We start from the raw sequence: 15,014 nt of genomic DNA on the forward strand, positions 1-15,014 counted from the left end.
AACCGGTTTGAGATCAGCGCGCTCGACGCGCCTTGAAGAATTCGCTCAGCACCGTGCCGCACTCCTCGGCCAGAACTCCGCCCTCGTACAGCACTCGATGGTTGAGAAACCCTTGGGTGAAGAACTGCCCCTGGCTCTGCACAATGCCGGCCTTGGGTTCCAGTGCGCCGTACACCACCCGGGCAATGCGCGAATGGACGATCAGCCCGGCGCACATGCTGCAAGGTTCAAGGGTCACGTACAGGGTGCTGCCGGGCAGGCGATAGTTGCTCACCACCTGGGCCGCTTCGCGGATCGCCACCATCTCGGCGTGGGCGCTGGGATCGCTGCCGCTGATGGGGCAGTTGTAGCCACGGCCGATGATCTGCCCATCCAGTACCAGCACCGCACCCACCGGCACTTCCCCCAGGGCGGCGCCCTGCGCGGCCAGGGCCAGGGCTTCACGCATGAAGTCCTGGTCGCGGCTGCGGTCGATGATCGGCGCCGGGCGTATCTGGCGCATCACACCACCTCGATGGCGGCCATAAGGCCGGTTTCCATGTGGTCGATCACGTGGCAGTGGAACATCCAGACCCCCGGGTTATCCGCCACCAGGGCGACCCGGGCACGCTCGTTCTTGCCCAGCAGGTAGGTGTCGGTGAAGTAGGGGGTGATTTTCTTGCGGTTCGAGGCAATGACCTTGAAGCTCATGCCGTGCAAGTGGATCGGGTGCTGGTACTGGGTCATGTTCTTCAATTCGAAAATGTAGCTCTTGCCCTTTTTCAGGCTGGCAATCGGGCGGTCGGCGCAGGTCTTGTCGGTGATGTCCCAGGCCTGGCCGTTGATCTGCCACAGGCTAGGCGGCTTGCCATTGTCCACGTTCACCGAGACCGAGCCAACCCATTCGAAATTGAAGTTGAGCTTCTCGGCGTTGTCGAGATCCGGCTCGGCCACGGGGTTGGCCGGCAAGGCGGCGGGCCACTGGGTGGGCGCGTCGTTGTTGGCCACCGAGCGCAAAGTGCCCAGGCGCACCGGTCCGTTGCGCAGGGACAACTCCACACCGGCCGCCGGCGCCTTGATCGCCAGGCAGATGCGCATGCCCGGCCCCAGCCAGTATTCCTTGCCCAACGGGCGCGGTTCGATGGGGTTGCCGTCCAGGGCGTAGATCTGCGCTTCGACATCCGGGATGTTGATGCGGTAGGTCAGAGTGTTGTCCAGGTTCAGCAGGCGCACCCGGGTGATCTGCCCGGCCGGCAGGTCGATCACCGCCTGGGACACACCGTTGATGGTGGACAGGCGCCCGGCCGTACCACCGCGCGCCGCCTCCCGAGGGATGCTGAAGGGCATGAACGCGCCCTCTTCATCCACGTGCCAGCTTTTCAGGCTCAGGGTGCGCTCGTACTTGAAGCCGGTGGGTTCGCGCTCTTCGATGATCAGCGGGCCCACCAGGCCGCGACCCAGTTCTTCGCTGCTGTTCACATGGGGGTGATACCAGTAGCTGCCGGCATCCGGTACGCGGAATTTGTAGTCGAAGTATTCGCCGGGCAGCACCGGCAGTTGCGAGACGTAAGGCACGCCGTCCATTTCCAGGGGCAGGCGGATGCCGTGCCAGTGGATGGTGGTGGCCACCGGTAGGTGGTTGATAAAGCGTACCCGCAGCCACTCGCCCTGGCGTACCCGCAGTTCGGTACCCGGCGCCGAAGGGCCGAAGGCCCAGGCCTCGGTCTTGTGCCCCGGCACCAGCTCCACGTCCAGTGGCGCGGCGATCAGCTCGTAATCGTGCCCCGCCTCGGCGTCAGCCATCTTTCCCAGCCAATAACGCGATGCGCCGCCCGCCCCCACGCCCACCACTACCAGACCGGCCAGACCACCGAGTATTTGTCGACGGGTAAAGGACATGGACTCAACTACCTCACGTATCAGCCGCGGGCCGAGGCCCGCAAAAGGCGAATACGATACACCCGCAGTTGAGAAACAGTAAGGCCGGCGCGGCGACGGGACGCAGGCGAGACGGGGAAACGATGGGTGTTTTCGAGAGTCTGCTCGCTGGCAAGCCCGTTGCTCTTGTAGGAGCCGGCTTGCCGGCGAACAGGCCTCTCAGCCCTGCAATCCCAGCAGCAGATGCACCACGCCACCGGCCAGGGGCATCACCGCCGGTACCCCCGCCACGCGCAATGCGCTGCTGTCCAGCAGTTGCGGATCATGCAGCTCAAGGCGCAGGCGGGTCAGGGCCAGGGGTTGCTGGCTCTTGATGTTGGCGCTGCCACCCAGCGCCGCCAGCATTGCGTCATTCAGAACATTGCCGTTGGCCCTGGGGGCCTTCGGCTGATCAGGGATCAGGTCTGGAGTCAGGGCTTTCCAGAACGCGCGTTGCAATTTCTCGAACATTTTCAGTTCTCCAGAACCAGTGAATCGGCTGCGACTTGCTGCTTGTGCAGGTATTCACGTACCTGAACCGCGTCCTCCAGATCGATGATCCGAGCTGCCAGCGCCTGGCATTCGCTCAGATCCAGCTCGCGTACCCGGGCCTTGATGGCCGGAATCAACGGCACGCTCACCGACAGTTCGTCCACCCCCAGGCCCAGCAACAGCGGCACTGCCAGGGTTTCGGACGCCAGTGCACCACAGACTCCGACCCACTTGCCGTGGGCATGGGCGGCCTGCACCGTTCGCGCGATCAGGCGCAGCACCGACGGGTGGAAGCTGTCGGCCTGACTGGCCAGGCGCGGATGATCACGGTCCATGGCCAGGGTGTACTGGGTCAGGTCGTTGGTGCCGATGGAGAAGAAATCCACCTCCGGAGCAAAGCGGTCTGCCATCAGGGCCGCCGAAGGCACCTCGATCATGATGCCCAACTTGGGCCTTTCCGCCAGGCCCAGGGCCCGAACCTCGTCATCCAGTAGCTGCCGCGCCTGACGCAGCTCCGCCAACTGGCTGACCATGGGCAACATGATGTGCAGGCGTGCCTGCCCGGCGCTGGCGAGAATCGCCCGGAACTGCTCCCGCAGCAGTTCGGGACGCTCCAGGCACAGGCGGATGCCCCGCAGGCCGAGAAAGGGGTTGGCTTCACTGTCCATGGGCACATAGGCCAGGGGCTTGTCGCCGCCCACGTCCAGGGTGCGCACCACCAGATTGCGCTCAGGGCCCAGGGCCTGGGCGATGGCCCGATAGGTTTCGGCCTGCTCCTCCAGGCTGGGGGCGTGGCTGCGGTCCTGGTAGAGGAACTCCGAACGCAACAGGCCGACGCCTTCGCCTCCCAGGCTCATGGCCTGCTCGGCCTCCGCCAGAGAGGCAATGTTGGCCGTGACCTCCAGATGATGACCATCGCGGGTCACCGCCGGTTGCGCCGCCTGGGCCAGGTCCTGACGCTGGCGCAGGCGTTGCTGCTGACGCAGGGACTCCAGTTGCTGCAAGCGTTGCGGGTCAGGGTCCGTATGCAGTTCGCCGCGATCGGCATCCAGCAGCACCCGGGTGCCGTTGGCCAGGGACAGGACCCGGGGCGACAGCCCACAGATCGCCGGCAGGCCCAGGGCTCGGGCGAGAATCGCCACGTGGCTGGTGGCGCCGCCGCCGACAGTGGCAAACCCCAGCACCTTGGCCGTGTCCAGGCTGGCGGTCTGCGAGGGGGTCAGTTGCTCGGCAATCAGAATGGCCTGGTCCGGCAAGCTCACGGCATGCTCTTGCACCCCGAGAATCAGCTTGAGCACCCGTTGGCCGACGTCCGCCAGATCCACCGCGCGTTCAGCCAGCAGCGTGCTGCCCAGGCCCTTGAACAGCTCGGCGGTAACCTCAATGGCACTGTTCCAGGCAAAGGCGGCGCTCTTGCCGGTGACGATCAGGGCTTCGGTTTGCTGCAACAGGCTCGGGTCGTCGAGGAGTTCCTGGTGGGCGCGGAAGATTTCCTGCTGTGCTTCACCCGGGGCATTGTCCCGCAGCTGTTGCAGGCCCCGCACCGCCTCTCGCAAGGCCCGCTCAAGGACTTCGCGCTCCTGCTGCGGGTTTGCCGCCCACTCGCTTATCTGCAGGCGCTGCTCAGCCACATGGACCACCTGGCCGACCGCCGAACCCGGTGACGCACAGACACCCCGCAGAACCGTCTCCAACGACTCATCCCGCGCCGCTACTGGCTCAGGACTCGGCGCCGCAGCACTGACTTTCTCGCCACAACCCGAGGCCAGCAGCTCCACCAGAACCTGGATCGCCTGCTCGGCATCCGCACCCGCAGCACTGACCTGCAAGACATCGCCCTGCGCCGTCTGCAACGCCATGATCGACACCAGGGACTTGGCATTGGCCGAGTCCTGGCGCCGGTGCAGGCAGATATTCGCGGCAAAGCCCTTGGCGGCCTGGGCCAGCAACGCCGCCGGACGTGCGTGCAGCCCCTGGGGGTTGCCCAGGATCAGCGGTTTGGAAAACAGCGCCTCAGTTTCAGCGCCCTCGACCTTGGCCCCCTCCTCTGCGCAGGCGGGCTCGATCTGCAACACCGGCTGTCCCAGCTCCACCAGCAGGCTGCCGGACACCAGCCCCGTCACCGCCTCGCCACTGACCACCAGCATCAGGGTCAACAGGCTGCGCGCGTGCCGGGCCAGATAATCAGCATCGAACTCGATCAGCGGCTGGCCTGCCGAGATCTGCTGCCCCTCCTCGACCAGACAGGTGAAGCCCTTGCCCGCGAGGTTCACCGTGTCCAGCCCGATGTGCATCAGCACCTGCTGGCCCTGTTCACCGGTGATGCTCACCGCATGGCCGCTGTGTTGCAGGTTGCTGATCACCCCGGACAGAGGCGCACAGAGGGTCTGGGAAGTCGGGTCGATGCACAGCCCGTCACCGATCACCCGGCTGGAAAACACCGGGTCCGGAACCTGGTCCAGGGGCAGCAGCACCCCGGACAGGGGCGCGAGCAATTGCAAGGGTTGGGTTATGGCCATGACGTCACCTGCTAATGATTCCTTGAAGTGCCGATGGAGCGCGAGCCCCGACAGCATCGCTTATTTCCACCAGTACTCGACCTGCAAACCGACGTTCGCCCCGTGCCGGGCGGTGCCGAAGACACCACTGTCGGACAGCGCGGAGCCGGCCGCCAGTTCGTTGGCCGCGCGTTTGGCGGCCTCGTTCCAACTGGCATAGGTGTAATACAGGCGCACCTCGGGCCGCGCCCAGAACTCCGGCCCCTTGGGCGACCAGGTGGGCGCGAAGGTGAACTTGCTGAGTTTGCGGGTGCCACCGGGCGCCTCCACCTGATCATGACCAAACTCGGTCACCAGCTTGAACTGTTCGGTGATGGCATAGGCCGGGCGCACACCCAGGGAGATCCAGTTCTGGTCCTGGCCGTCGGGGCGAATGTCCTTCTGATAGACCGCCTCTACCTGGCCGCCGAAGCGCGGGGTGACCTGCCAATCGAAGAACTCCACCAGGCGATAGCTCTTGTTGCCGTCATCCAGGTAGGGATTGCCGGTGTAGCCCAGGCCGGTACCGGGGCCCTCACCGTATTGCAGGGCCAGTTTGTTCTTGCCGCCGAAAAAGTCTTTCTGCACATGCTGGGCGGTGATCGCCCAGCCATTGTGGGCACCACGGCGATCGGGCTTTTCCAGGTAACTCAGGCCCAGCTCCAGCTCGCCGCCGGGGTTGGTCTGGAAACCGGCAACGTTGAAGTCATGACGGCTCACGGCCTGCTTCTGGTAGAGGTTGTCCTTGCGGGAAAAGGCGTAGCTGTATTTCAGATCGCCGATGCGCACGTCCTCGACCCCGCCGCCGGTGGCGCTCTGGTTCCAGTAGTAGAAGTCGGAAATATGGATGTCGTTACGCTTGTAGTAACGGCGCCCGGCCCACAGCGAGCCGCCATTGAGGCTGGGCAGGTTCGACCACTGGGCGTACATCTGCGGCATGCGCGCCGAGCCGTTTTCGCCCTGGAAGGTCAGGTTGCGGTCGTAGCGGTTGTAGAGCGAAGCCATGCCGTCGACGCTGAGCACCGAGCCGTCTTCCAGGGTGTACAGGTCCTGGCGCAGCTCAAGCTCGGCGTACTGCTCGCACTCGTTGCCCAGGCGGTACTTGGAGGGCGCGCCGGGTAGCTGAAAGCAGGATTGCGGGCCGCTGTTGACCGAAGTGCCAAGGCCGCTGCGCAGGTAGCCGGCGAACTCCAGGGCCTGGGCCGGAAAGGGCAATGCCAGGCACAGGCAGGACGCCGCCAGGCCGCGATTTATTGTTGTTTTCATAAGCCACCCCATTATTTTTATTGTGATATTTCGATCCGCAGAAGCCGGCTTGCCGACGAACGAAGCCCTGCGCTGTATCTGCAACAGCGCATTCACGGCAGACGCAAACCGCCCGGCAGCTTCTGCGAGGATTGTCAGCAGTCGGTCAGGTGCAGGACGAAGGACTCATAGGGCCGCAGCCGCAAATGCCGGCTGCGGGCGCCATCCCCCGGGTAGTTGCTGATCAGCAGACGCTGCTGCATGCCCGGCTCGACGACCTCCTGCGGCAATTCAACCTCGCACGGCGAACCGTAGAAGTTGTTCACCACCAGCAGTCGCTCGCCCTGCCCTTCCCGCACGTAGGCCCAGACCTGCGGATGCTCGGGCAGCAATTGGCGATAGACGCCGTGCTGGATCAAACCCTGCTCACGGCGCAACGCGATCAATTGGCGATAGTGGTGCAGCACTGATTGCGGGTCGTCGAGCTGTGCCTGGACGTTGATCTGGCCAGCGTTGGCCGCAACCTCGATCCAGGGGGTGCCGCTGCTGAAACCGGCATTGGCCCCGGCATTCCACTGCATTGGCGTACGCCCGTTGTCCCGGGACTTCTGCTGGATCGCCGCCATGATGGCCTGCGGCTCTTCACCGGCCTCGCGCTTGAGGCGGTAGATGTTCAGGGTCTCGACGTCGCGATACTGCTCGATGCGCTGGAAATGCGGATTGGTCATGCCCAGCTCTTCGCCCTGATAGACAAAGGGCGTGCCCTGCAGCAGGTGCAATGCGGTGGCCAGCATCTTCGCCGACACCACACGGTGTTCGCCGTCGTCGCCAAAGCGCGAGACCACCCGGGGCTGGTCGTGGTTACACCAGAACAGCGCATTCCAGCCGCCACCGGCCTGCATGCCGCACTGCCAGTCGGACAGGATGCGCTTGAGTTCAAGGAAGTCGAAATCGGCCCGCAACCACTTCTGCTGATTGGGGTAATCCACCTTCAGGTGATGGAAGTTGAAGGTCATGGACAGCTCCTTCGACTCCGGGTTCGAGTAGCGGATGCAGTGTTCCAGGCGGGTGGACGACATCTCGCCGACATTCACCAGGTCATGGCCGGCGAACACTTCCCGATGCATTTCCTGCAAGTACTCATGAACGTTCGGGCCATCGGTATAGAAGCGCCGGCCATCGCTCTGGTCCTCGGGGAAGTCCGCAGGCTTGGAGATGAGGTTGATCACGTCGAGGCGAAAGCCGCCGACGCCCTTGTCCCGCCAGAAGCGCATCATCTTGAAGACTTCGGCGCGCACCCGTGGGTTGTCCCAGTTGAGGTCGGCCTGGGTGTGATCGAACAGGTGCAGGTAGTACTGCCCGGTCTGTGCCTCGTATTCCCAGGCCGAGCCGCCAAACTTGGACTCCCAGTTGTTGGGCTCATCGCGCCAGATGTAGAAATCCCGGTAGGGGTTGTCCAGGCTGCTGCGGGCCTGCTGGAACCAGGCGTGCTCGATGGAGGTGTGGTTGACCACGATGTCCAGCATCAGCTTGATCCCGCGCTTGCCGGCCTCGGCGATCAGCAACTCGCAGTCGGCCATGCTGCCGTAGCTGGGATCGATGGCGTAGTAGTCGCTGATGTCATAACCGTTGTCGCGTTGCGGCGAACGCAGGAACGGGGTCAACCACAGGCAATCGACCCCCAGCCAGTGCAGGTAGTCGAGCTTGTCTACCACTCCCAGCAGGTCGCCGGTGGCCTGCCCTTGGTGGCTGTGAAAACTTTTCGGGTAGATCTGGTAGATCACCGAACGCTGCCAGTCTTGCATGGGGGAATCCTTTGGAAAGTGCGAGGGCATTCGCCGGCGAGCCGGCGCCTAGAAGGCCGGTCAGGCCACTCGGTAGCCGGGACGGATGATCTTCAGGCTCAGGCCGCAGGTCAGGACGAAAGGCACCACCAGGGCGACGACCATGCCGATCACGAACATCGGGATGTATTGCGGAATGATCGAGATGAACCCCGGCAGCCCACCGACGCCGATAGCCGAGGCCTGGACCTTGTTCAGCGAGAGGAAGATGCTGCCCAGGGCCGAACCGATCAGCGCGGCATAGAACGGAAACTTGTAGCGCAGGTTGACGCCGAACATCGCCGGCTCGGTGATGCCGAAATAGGCCGAGATCGCCGAGGTCGAAGCCATGCTGCGGTCCCGGGCATTGCGGCTCATGGTGAACACCGCCAGGGCCGCGCTGCCCTGGGCCAGGTTGGACATGACGATCATGGGCCAGATAAAGGTGCCGCCCTGGGTGGAGATCAGTTGCAGATCGACCGCCAGGAACATGTGGTGCATGCCGGTGATCACCAGCGGCGCATAGAGGAGGCCAAAGATCGCCCCACCCACCACCGGCGCCAGGTCGAACAGGGTGACCACGCCTTCGGTGATCAGGATCCCCAGATGGCGGGTCACCGGGCCGATGATCGCCAGGGCCAGCACCCCGGTGACCACGATGGTGGTGATGGGCACCACCAGCAGGGTAATGGCGTTGGGCACCCGGGCCCGCAGCCATTTTTCGATCACGCTCATCACATAGGCTGCCAGCAGGATCGGCAGGATCTGCCCCTGGTAGCCGACCTTCTCGATCTGGAACAGGCCGAGGATGTCGAAGTACGGCAGGCTCTGGCCATCCAGCCCGGCCACGGCCTTGCCGTAGTTCCAGGCGTTGAGCAGGTCCGGGTGCACCAGCATCAGGCCCAGGACGATGCCGAGGATCTCGCTGCCGCCGAAGCGCTTGGCCGCCGACCAGCCCACCAGGGCCGGCAGGAACACGAAGGAAGTGTTGGCCATCAGGTTGATCAGGCTCCACAGCCCGTCCAGGCCCGGGTAGGCCTCGAGCAGGGTCTGGCCCTCGATGAACATGCCCTTGGCACCTAGCAGGTTGTTCACCCCCATCAGCAGGCCGGCGATGATCAGGGCCGGCAGGATAGGCATGAACACATCGGAGAACACCCGCACCAGGCGCTGCATGGCGTGGGTCTTCTGCGCGCCTTTGTCCTTCACATCGGCAATGGTCGAGGCCGCAAGGCCAGTCTGCTCACGCAGCGCCGCATAGACCTTTTCCACTTCGCCGGGGCCGATCACGACCTGGAACAGGCCACCGGTGAAGAACGATCCCTTGACCAGGTCGATCTGGTTGAGCGTGGCGCTGTCGACCCGGCTCGGGTCCTTCAGGGCCAGGCGCAGGCGGGTCACGCAATGGGCAGCCTGCTCGAGGTTGTCGGCGCCACCGAGGCTGTGCAGCAACTCGCTGGCGATCGTTGAATAGTCGTGGCTCATGCTCGTTCTTCCACCTGAGATTTTTGTTATTGGCAGCACGCCGAGGAGGAAACTACTCGTCTGTACGAGTTAAATCAACAACTCGTACAGACGAGTTTGGATTTTTCTTCTGGCCAACGCTCGAAATGTGCTTTTCCGAGCCGACTCCGGCCTGCCAGGTACATGGACAAATACCCCGCGCAGCCCTTAAGGTGCCTGCCTTGAGCACAGCGCGGCGCAGAGCCATCCCATGAGCAAATACAACCAGATCTACAGCGATCTGCTTGCCAGCATCACCACCGAACGTCTGGAGCGTGGCGCCCGCCTGCCTTCGGAAAGCGAACTGATGGACAGCTACCAGGCCAGCCGCGGCACCGTGCGCAAGGCCATCGAACTGCTGCAGGAGCGCGGCTTCGCGCAGAAGATCCACGGCAAGGGCACCTTCGTGCTCTCGCCCAATCCCATCGAGTTCCAACTGGGCGGCATCGTCAGCTTCCAGGAAACCTATCCAGGCCTGGGGGATGACGTCAGCACCGAGGTGGTGGAGTTCAGCCAGTTTCCTCTCGAAGGCCCGCTGCGGGCCCATCTGCAAGCCGAAGAAGGCAGCCTGATCACCCGGATCAAGCGGGTCAGGCGCATTGACGGCAAACGGGTGATTCTCGACATCAACCACTTTGTCGCCGATCTGATTCCAGGGCTGGACCGGCAGATCGCCGAGCAGTCGATCTATGCCTACATCGAACAAACCCTGCAATTGAGCATCAGCTACGCCCAACGCACCATCGAGGCCAGCCCGCGGAGCAAGGACGACCAGCAGTTGCTCGACCTGGACGGCCAGAGCCACGTGATCGTGGTGAGCAACCAGACCTTTCTGCAGGACGGGCGCCAGTTCGAGTACACCGAATCACGGCACACCCTGGACAAGTTCTACTTCTCCGACGTGGCGCGGCGCTGATTCAGCAACCATCTCCGAGGACGCATACGTCTATCAGTGGCACTGGTTGCAGGACACCTTATCCATGTCAGTAAATTGCCGGCCTCTGTAGATCACCACATGGGAGCTTGCTGACTCGATTACTTACACATTGCATGGAGCAGCGATGAACCGACCTTTACTGGCTACAAAAATTGCCTCTGGCCTTTCTGGGTGGCACCAACTTCAAACCGCTCAGAATCTCAACAACTTATCCGGCGAAGACTCCGCCCGGTCCGTCACGGCCCAGATCATAAACGCACAAGGTCAATTTCTTCCGGCAACCAGCCAGCTACCACCCGACTGGGGAAACACAAAAAAACGGGTAGATCTGGCCCTTCTGGGACGTTCGCTTAATGCAGTCATCTGGTACGGCGCCATTGAACTCAAATGGCCGAGTTCGGCTGTCGATATGCATCAAGTCCGACAGAATATCTTCCAGGATGCTATGCGCCTGGCATTTATCAGCACAAACGGACTTGGAGCCAGATTCCTCATCGTGGGTGGTGAAAGCAGCACTATCAGCACATTGTTCGATACCCAACATCCCAATGCGCCTGATCGAGAAGGCCGCCGGCAAGCCTTTGCCCGCCTGTTCTCCCGCGACTTGAGCAATCCCCGTGGCTTTCTTCCTTCCAACGAATGGGCGGTAAGCTTTCCGCAGGCCGGCGATAGAGTGCCGCAAACGACGTTCAACGGATTCAATGGCAGATTGAAAACCGAACTCATTGCGCATTCACAATCGAAAATAGGCTCCACCACCGTAGGCTCTGTGTTTATCTGGCAGTGCAGCCGCACCCGCGGCACAGCAGCCCCGAATAGCGGACAAGCGGGTTTGACACCATAAGGGTGGTGCTTCACGGAATCCCGTTTCGATACACTGTCTCCTGAAAATCACCGACTCGGCAGTTTGCACCCAATAGATAGCCTTCGTCCGCTCACAGATGCGTCGCGTAATCATCTTGCAAGCTGCCAACAAGGACCTTCATGAACCACCACCAAGCCTTCAAGGCGCATCTGGACACTCTTCCCCACGGTGTAGATATTCTGCGGGTATGCAAAAGCTACAAGACCGCTGAGGACGACTATGCCTTTGAGCTCAACGGTCGCTTAAAGGCCGGCCTGCCTCTGGAAAGATTTTTTAGCGACCTACCGCATCTCAAGAAGCTCATAGGCGCTACGCCAACAGACACCATCACCTTGTTTCGAATGACATCAGAGGCGGAGTTTTCCGTTCCATTACTTCAAGCCCTTGAAGGAACCTTCACCTATCAAGCCTTCATGTCGACTACGAGCGATATCAACGAGCTGGGGAAATTCATCCCGCTATCAGGCGCACCGCTGATCCTTGAAATAGAGTGCCCGCCTGGCATGGCATTCGCGCCTATCGATTTCATTTCTGGAATCAAGGAAGGTGAATACCTGCTTGGCTGTGGAACTAAGTTCCGAATGACTTCCGATCCGCAAGCCCTGAGCGTGGAGCAAGCCAAGGAATACGCTTCAGGACGCAGTGACCTGCGGCTTATAAAGCTCAAGGTCGTCGAGAACCCACCCTATATTGAACCTGACAGCCTCCTCCAGATCAGCGTCTGACTTCATGATCGCCAAGGCAACCTGGCACCTAACCACGCGTAGACCGTATCGGAGCTAGGTTGCCAGGCGAATACCCCATCAGCCCAGCAAGGCCACCAGTTCACCGCTGAGGGGGCCGATGCGCTTCGACTCCTTGGCGGTGTTCACCTGCTGCGCCACCCGCGCCACCTCGATCACCGGGTGCTTGAGGGCGTAGCCGCCCTTGCTGTCCAGCCAGCTCAGGACCTCCGCCAAGTGCCACAGCGAAGCGCTGCCTTCATGGATCGCCAGGGGAAAGCTGTCGGCATGGCCGAGCATCAGCTTGCGCATGTTCTGCCGGGACACGCCGACGATCTCGGCGATCTCGCTGAGGCCGACAAAATCCGGGCTGGCCTCCACCAGCCGCGCTTCGGGAATGATCCGCTTGATATCCCCCAGGGCACTGAGCAGCGCCGCTTCGGCACTCTCGGCCTCGCGACTGAACTCCAGGGCCAGGCGCCCGGCCAGGCCGGTGCCCACCAGGACGTCGGTGCAACCCGCCGCACCGAGGCGCTCCACCAGTTGCAGCGGATCACAGCCCTCCAGCGGCAGCAGGTAGTTGAGGGTGAACAGGTATTCCATGGTGCTTACTCCTTGCGGGCTGCCGGCGACTTGGCTCCACGCAGCTGGTTCAGGGTGCAGTTATCGATCACCCGGCATAACGCCCGGGCGTGCTGGGTCGGATTCTTCGGCGTGCGCCATACGCTGGTGATGCAAAACTCGCCACAGCGACACACTTCGTTGTTGTACGGGCAGTAGATCCGCCCCCAGGCATGACCACCGCCGACCTCGATGCGCCAGCCCTGCCATTCGGCGTAGCGCAGGGCCATTTCAATGTCCTTCTTGGGATGAGTTGCACGAGCCATCCATAGCCTCCAGTATCGCCAGTCACACAAGGTTGTCAACCGACAACCTTGTACCCTCCGATCAAACCCCGCCGCGAACAAGCCGCAGCAAAAACAGGCGGGGGGAGATCCAAGGGTAGAGAGAAGCCCAGGACAAGGGGCCGAGCATGTCTTACGTGATATTGCCGGAAGCCGAAAAAGCGCCGCTTCCAAAGGTCCTGCAACACAAATGCCGATGTGTACCGCAGGCAATCCCCCAGAAACGACAATGGCGATCGACACCCGAAGGTCCCGATCGCCATTGGCTAACGCGAATGGATCAAGCGCCGATCACTCGGCCCCGATCATTCCCACTCGATCATCAATAGGTCGCCTGAACCCGCATGGCTAAAGGGACTGGCTGTGACCGACATGGAGCCTTACCGTCGCTTTTACCGTCAACCGCGCAGAGCTTTTGCTGACGCGGGAGATAGAGCGATTTGCGGGGCGACGACTTTGGCGACACCATTATCAATCAGCTCCCATTTTAGCCCTCCGCTGCCCCCGGCGCGAGGCCTAAAGGTTCGACACCTACGTTGGCGACAGTAGTCTGCCCGCCGAAGCCTCCTATTAAATAGTGGGAAGCTGACGATCAGGATCGTTTCCTGCCCTCTTGAACCCCCTATCCCCGGTCATGAACGCCTCCAGCATGTGCGGGATCAGCGTTACAGCATCGACCGTCTCGCCGTAGGTCTGCGCATGCAGCGCGGCGTAGCGGTCAAGGTGAGCCTTCAGGCTGGCCGGGCAAACGAAGGTCAGCTTGATGCTCTCGGCCTTGGGCAGCGGCCCCAGCCGCAGCTTGCGTGTCGTGCTCATCGTGAAGCTCTCCGATTGAAGAACAGTGGTTGGTATGGTCGGAGCACCAGGTCTCGGTTGACAATGATGCGCACCGGCAGGCCAGGCCTCTCGGTCAAGGTGGGCTGGATGTTCATGTTACGCCGAGTTATCTCCTGCCCGACCTGGTTCACGCTGTCCTGCAAGCCGTCACGGCCGGCAATGATGATCCTATCGCCATCCTGGCGGTTCTCAGGCGCGGCCAGCTCGGCGCCGATGCCCAGCAGCGTCGTCAACGCAGCGCCGACGAAAACGCGATCCCAGTGCCAATCCACACCATCTTCCAGGCCGGCATAGCCGGCTGAATCGGTGCCCACGAGGTTGTCCAGCGTCAGCGAGGATGTATCCGGCAGGATGATGCGATTCCACACCACCTGCACGCGGCTCTGCCCGTAGCTGACCTGGCTGTTGTAGCGGCCGAGGATGCGTGAGCCCTGCGGGATCAGCAGGTGCTTGCCGGTCGCCGTGTCGTAGACCGGCTCCGTCACCGTGCCGATCACGTCACCCGGAAGATCCGACTTGATGCCCGTCACCAACGCACCGGCAATCACCGTGCCGGCCATGACCTGGTACGGCGACGCCGGCAGCTGCAGGTTCCCGAAATTGCGGGTATCCGTAGAGCCGGCTTGCAGGAACGCCTCTTTCTGCCCCTGCTGGTTCTGCACGGTTGTCGGATCGAGGGGGTGCGCCGCCGTCGAAGCTGGGCCGGCGGCCAGCGGATCGAAACCCGCCAGCGTTGCTGCATCCGCAGCAGGTTGTGCCGGTGCAGCCATGGCTGGGCGCTGTCCGCCCGTGCGGAAAAACACCGACGAGGCTGCCGCTTCCTCCGCCTCCTTCAAACGCGCCAGCCGCTCAGCCTCGGCGGGATCGTGTCCGGGTGTCGTATAGCTGGGTGCCGCAGGTCGTTGCGACTGCACGATGGCGGGGCCAAGGTCGCCCGGTAGCGGCGGCCCCAGTTCGGGCGGAGGCGGCAGCTCGGAGTAGTCCGAGGGCAGTCGGTCGAGCCCCTCGGAACGCGAAACCCGGTCGACGTTGTACAGCTCGGCCGGATCGTTGCTACTCCGAGGCTTCGACGGTTGCAAGGACCAGATGGTTGCCCCCAGAACCGCGGCGGAGAGCCCACCGGCAAGCACGGCCAGGGTACGCCGATTCAACCGCGTGACCGGGCGCGGCTGGGCACGGAGCGCGACCGACTCGGGCGGAACCTTGCCGGCCGGCGGCGCGACCAGGTCGGGGGTATCGTCTTGGCTCATGC

The 15,014-nt window shown here is 62.6% G+C and carries 14 protein-coding genes; 3 read left to right on the forward strand and 11 right to left on the reverse strand.

The features are described 5' to 3' along the window. Window positions 1-13 precede the first annotated feature (13 nt). The 7 genes from tadA to treP form a co-directional block, all read right to left on the reverse strand. Entirely contained in the window at window positions 14-502 is a 489-nt protein-coding gene (tadA, locus tag A9971_RS23325; RefSeq protein WP_053159950.1) for a tRNA adenosine(34) deaminase TadA, read from the reverse strand. Then, window positions 502-1,878 (reverse strand): multicopper oxidase family protein, encoded by a 1,377-nt coding sequence (locus A9971_RS23330; RefSeq protein WP_053153571.1) that lies wholly within the window; start codon window positions 1,876-1,878, stop codon window positions 502-504. Before A9971_RS23330 ends, tadA begins: the two co-directional genes overlap by 1 nt. A gap of 198 nt (window positions 1,879-2,076) precedes the next feature. Then, window positions 2,077-2,367 carry a PTS transporter subunit EIIB gene (locus A9971_RS23335; protein ID WP_011063183.1) on the reverse strand — a complete coding sequence of 97 codons (291 nt, stop codon included), beginning with the start codon at window positions 2,365-2,367 and terminating at the stop codon, window positions 2,077-2,079. A gap of 2 nt (window positions 2,368-2,369) precedes the next feature. Further along, entirely contained in the window at window positions 2,370-4,907 is a 2,538-nt protein-coding gene (gene ptsP, locus A9971_RS23340) for a phosphoenolpyruvate--protein phosphotransferase (protein ID WP_183000043.1), read from the reverse strand. A gap of 60 nt (window positions 4,908-4,967) precedes the next feature. Then, window positions 4,968-6,191, reverse strand: coding sequence for a carbohydrate porin (locus A9971_RS23345; protein ID WP_053159956.1), 1,224 nt, complete (start codon window positions 6,189-6,191; stop codon window positions 4,968-4,970). 134 nt (window positions 6,192-6,325) lie between these two features. After that, window positions 6,326-7,975: an alpha,alpha-phosphotrehalase gene (treC, locus tag A9971_RS23350; RefSeq protein ID WP_053153577.1), complete on the reverse strand. Its 1,650-nt coding sequence runs from the start codon at window positions 7,973-7,975 to the stop codon at window positions 6,326-6,328. Window positions 7,976-8,035: 60 nt separating this feature from the next. Then, the gene (gene treP, locus A9971_RS23355) at window positions 8,036-9,478 is read right to left on the reverse strand and encodes a PTS system trehalose-specific EIIBC component (RefSeq protein ID WP_011063187.1); all 1,443 of its coding nucleotides are present in this window, start codon (window positions 9,476-9,478) and stop codon (window positions 8,036-8,038) included. A 229-nt stretch (window positions 9,479-9,707) separates the two neighbouring features. On the opposite strand from treP, the gene treR reads away from it, so the two are divergent. The 3 genes from treR to A9971_RS23370 all read left to right on the forward strand — a co-directional run bounded on the left by treR (window position 9,708) and on the right by A9971_RS23370 (window position 12,023). Continuing rightward, on the forward strand, window positions 9,708-10,412 hold the full coding sequence (treR, locus tag A9971_RS23360) for a trehalose operon repressor (protein ID WP_011063188.1): 705 nt from the start codon (window positions 9,708-9,710) through the stop codon (window positions 10,410-10,412). Window positions 10,413-10,557: 145 nt separating this feature from the next. After that, window positions 10,558-11,277: a hypothetical protein gene (locus tag A9971_RS23365; RefSeq protein ID WP_183000044.1), complete on the forward strand. Its 720-nt coding sequence runs from the start codon at window positions 10,558-10,560 to the stop codon at window positions 11,275-11,277. 140 nt (window positions 11,278-11,417) lie between these two features. Next, window positions 11,418-12,023 carry a hypothetical protein gene (locus tag A9971_RS23370; RefSeq protein WP_011063189.1) on the forward strand — a complete coding sequence of 202 codons (606 nt, stop codon included), beginning with the start codon at window positions 11,418-11,420 and terminating at the stop codon, window positions 12,021-12,023. Window positions 12,024-12,101: 78 nt separating this feature from the next. Here the strand turns inward: A9971_RS23370 and A9971_RS23375 are convergent, their stop codons facing one another. The 4 genes from A9971_RS23375 to A9971_RS23390 all read right to left on the reverse strand — a co-directional run bounded on the left by A9971_RS23375 (window position 12,102) and on the right by A9971_RS23390 (window position 15,012). Continuing rightward, entirely contained in the window at window positions 12,102-12,623 is a 522-nt protein-coding gene (locus tag A9971_RS23375; RefSeq protein ID WP_053153583.1) for an AlpA family transcriptional regulator, read from the reverse strand. Window positions 12,624-12,628: 5 nt separating this feature from the next. Further along, the gene (locus tag A9971_RS23380) at window positions 12,629-12,907 is read right to left on the reverse strand and encodes a hypothetical protein (RefSeq protein ID WP_026019975.1); all 279 of its coding nucleotides are present in this window, start codon (window positions 12,905-12,907) and stop codon (window positions 12,629-12,631) included. 588 nt (window positions 12,908-13,495) lie between these two features. Next, window positions 13,496-13,741, reverse strand: a complete 246-nt coding sequence (locus A9971_RS23385; RefSeq protein WP_009616293.1) for a DUF2274 domain-containing protein — start codon at window positions 13,739-13,741, stop codon at window positions 13,496-13,498. After that, entirely contained in the window at window positions 13,738-15,012 is a 1,275-nt protein-coding gene (locus tag A9971_RS23390; protein WP_009616292.1) for a TrbI/VirB10 family protein, read from the reverse strand. Before A9971_RS23390 ends, A9971_RS23385 begins: the two co-directional genes overlap by 4 nt. Between the last annotated feature and the right edge of the window lie 2 nt (window positions 15,013-15,014).

The sequence above is a fragment of the Pseudomonas sp. UME65 genome (assembly GCF_014170225.1).
In the GTDB taxonomy this organism is placed as follows: Bacteria; Pseudomonadota; Gammaproteobacteria; order Pseudomonadales; family Pseudomonadaceae; genus Aquipseudomonas; species Aquipseudomonas protegens.

Coding starts and splice junctions, on each gene's coding strand:
- tadA (WP_053159950.1), bottom strand. CDS start 502: ATGCGCCAGATACGCCCGGCGCCGATCATCGACCGCAGCCGCGACCAG.
- A9971_RS23330 (WP_053153571.1), bottom strand. CDS start 1,878: ATGTCCTTTACCCGTCGACAAATACTCGGTGGTCTGGCCGGTCTGGTA.
- A9971_RS23335 (WP_011063183.1), bottom strand. CDS start 2,367: ATGTTCGAGAAATTGCAACGCGCGTTCTGGAAAGCCCTGACTCCAGAC.
- ptsP (WP_183000043.1), bottom strand. CDS start 4,907: ATGGCCATAACCCAACCCTTGCAATTGCTCGCGCCCCTGTCCGGGGTG.
- A9971_RS23345 (WP_053159956.1), bottom strand. CDS start 6,191: ATGAAAACAACAATAAATCGCGGCCTGGCGGCGTCCTGCCTGTGCCTG.
- treC (WP_053153577.1), bottom strand. CDS start 7,975: ATGCAAGACTGGCAGCGTTCGGTGATCTACCAGATCTACCCGAAAAGT.
- treP (WP_011063187.1), bottom strand. CDS start 9,478: ATGAGCCACGACTATTCAACGATCGCCAGCGAGTTGCTGCACAGCCTC.
- treR (WP_011063188.1), top strand. CDS start 9,708: ATGAGCAAATACAACCAGATCTACAGCGATCTGCTTGCCAGCATCACC.
- A9971_RS23365 (WP_183000044.1), top strand. CDS start 10,558: ATGAACCGACCTTTACTGGCTACAAAAATTGCCTCTGGCCTTTCTGGG.
- A9971_RS23370 (WP_011063189.1), top strand. CDS start 11,418: ATGAACCACCACCAAGCCTTCAAGGCGCATCTGGACACTCTTCCCCAC.
- A9971_RS23375 (WP_053153583.1), bottom strand. CDS start 12,623: ATGGAATACCTGTTCACCCTCAACTACCTGCTGCCGCTGGAGGGCTGT.
- A9971_RS23380 (WP_026019975.1), bottom strand. CDS start 12,907: ATGGCTCGTGCAACTCATCCCAAGAAGGACATTGAAATGGCCCTGCGC.
- A9971_RS23385 (WP_009616293.1), bottom strand. CDS start 13,741: ATGAGCACGACACGCAAGCTGCGGCTGGGGCCGCTGCCCAAGGCCGAG.
- A9971_RS23390 (WP_009616292.1), bottom strand. CDS start 15,012: ATGAGCCAAGACGATACCCCCGACCTGGTCGCGCCGCCGGCCGGCAAG.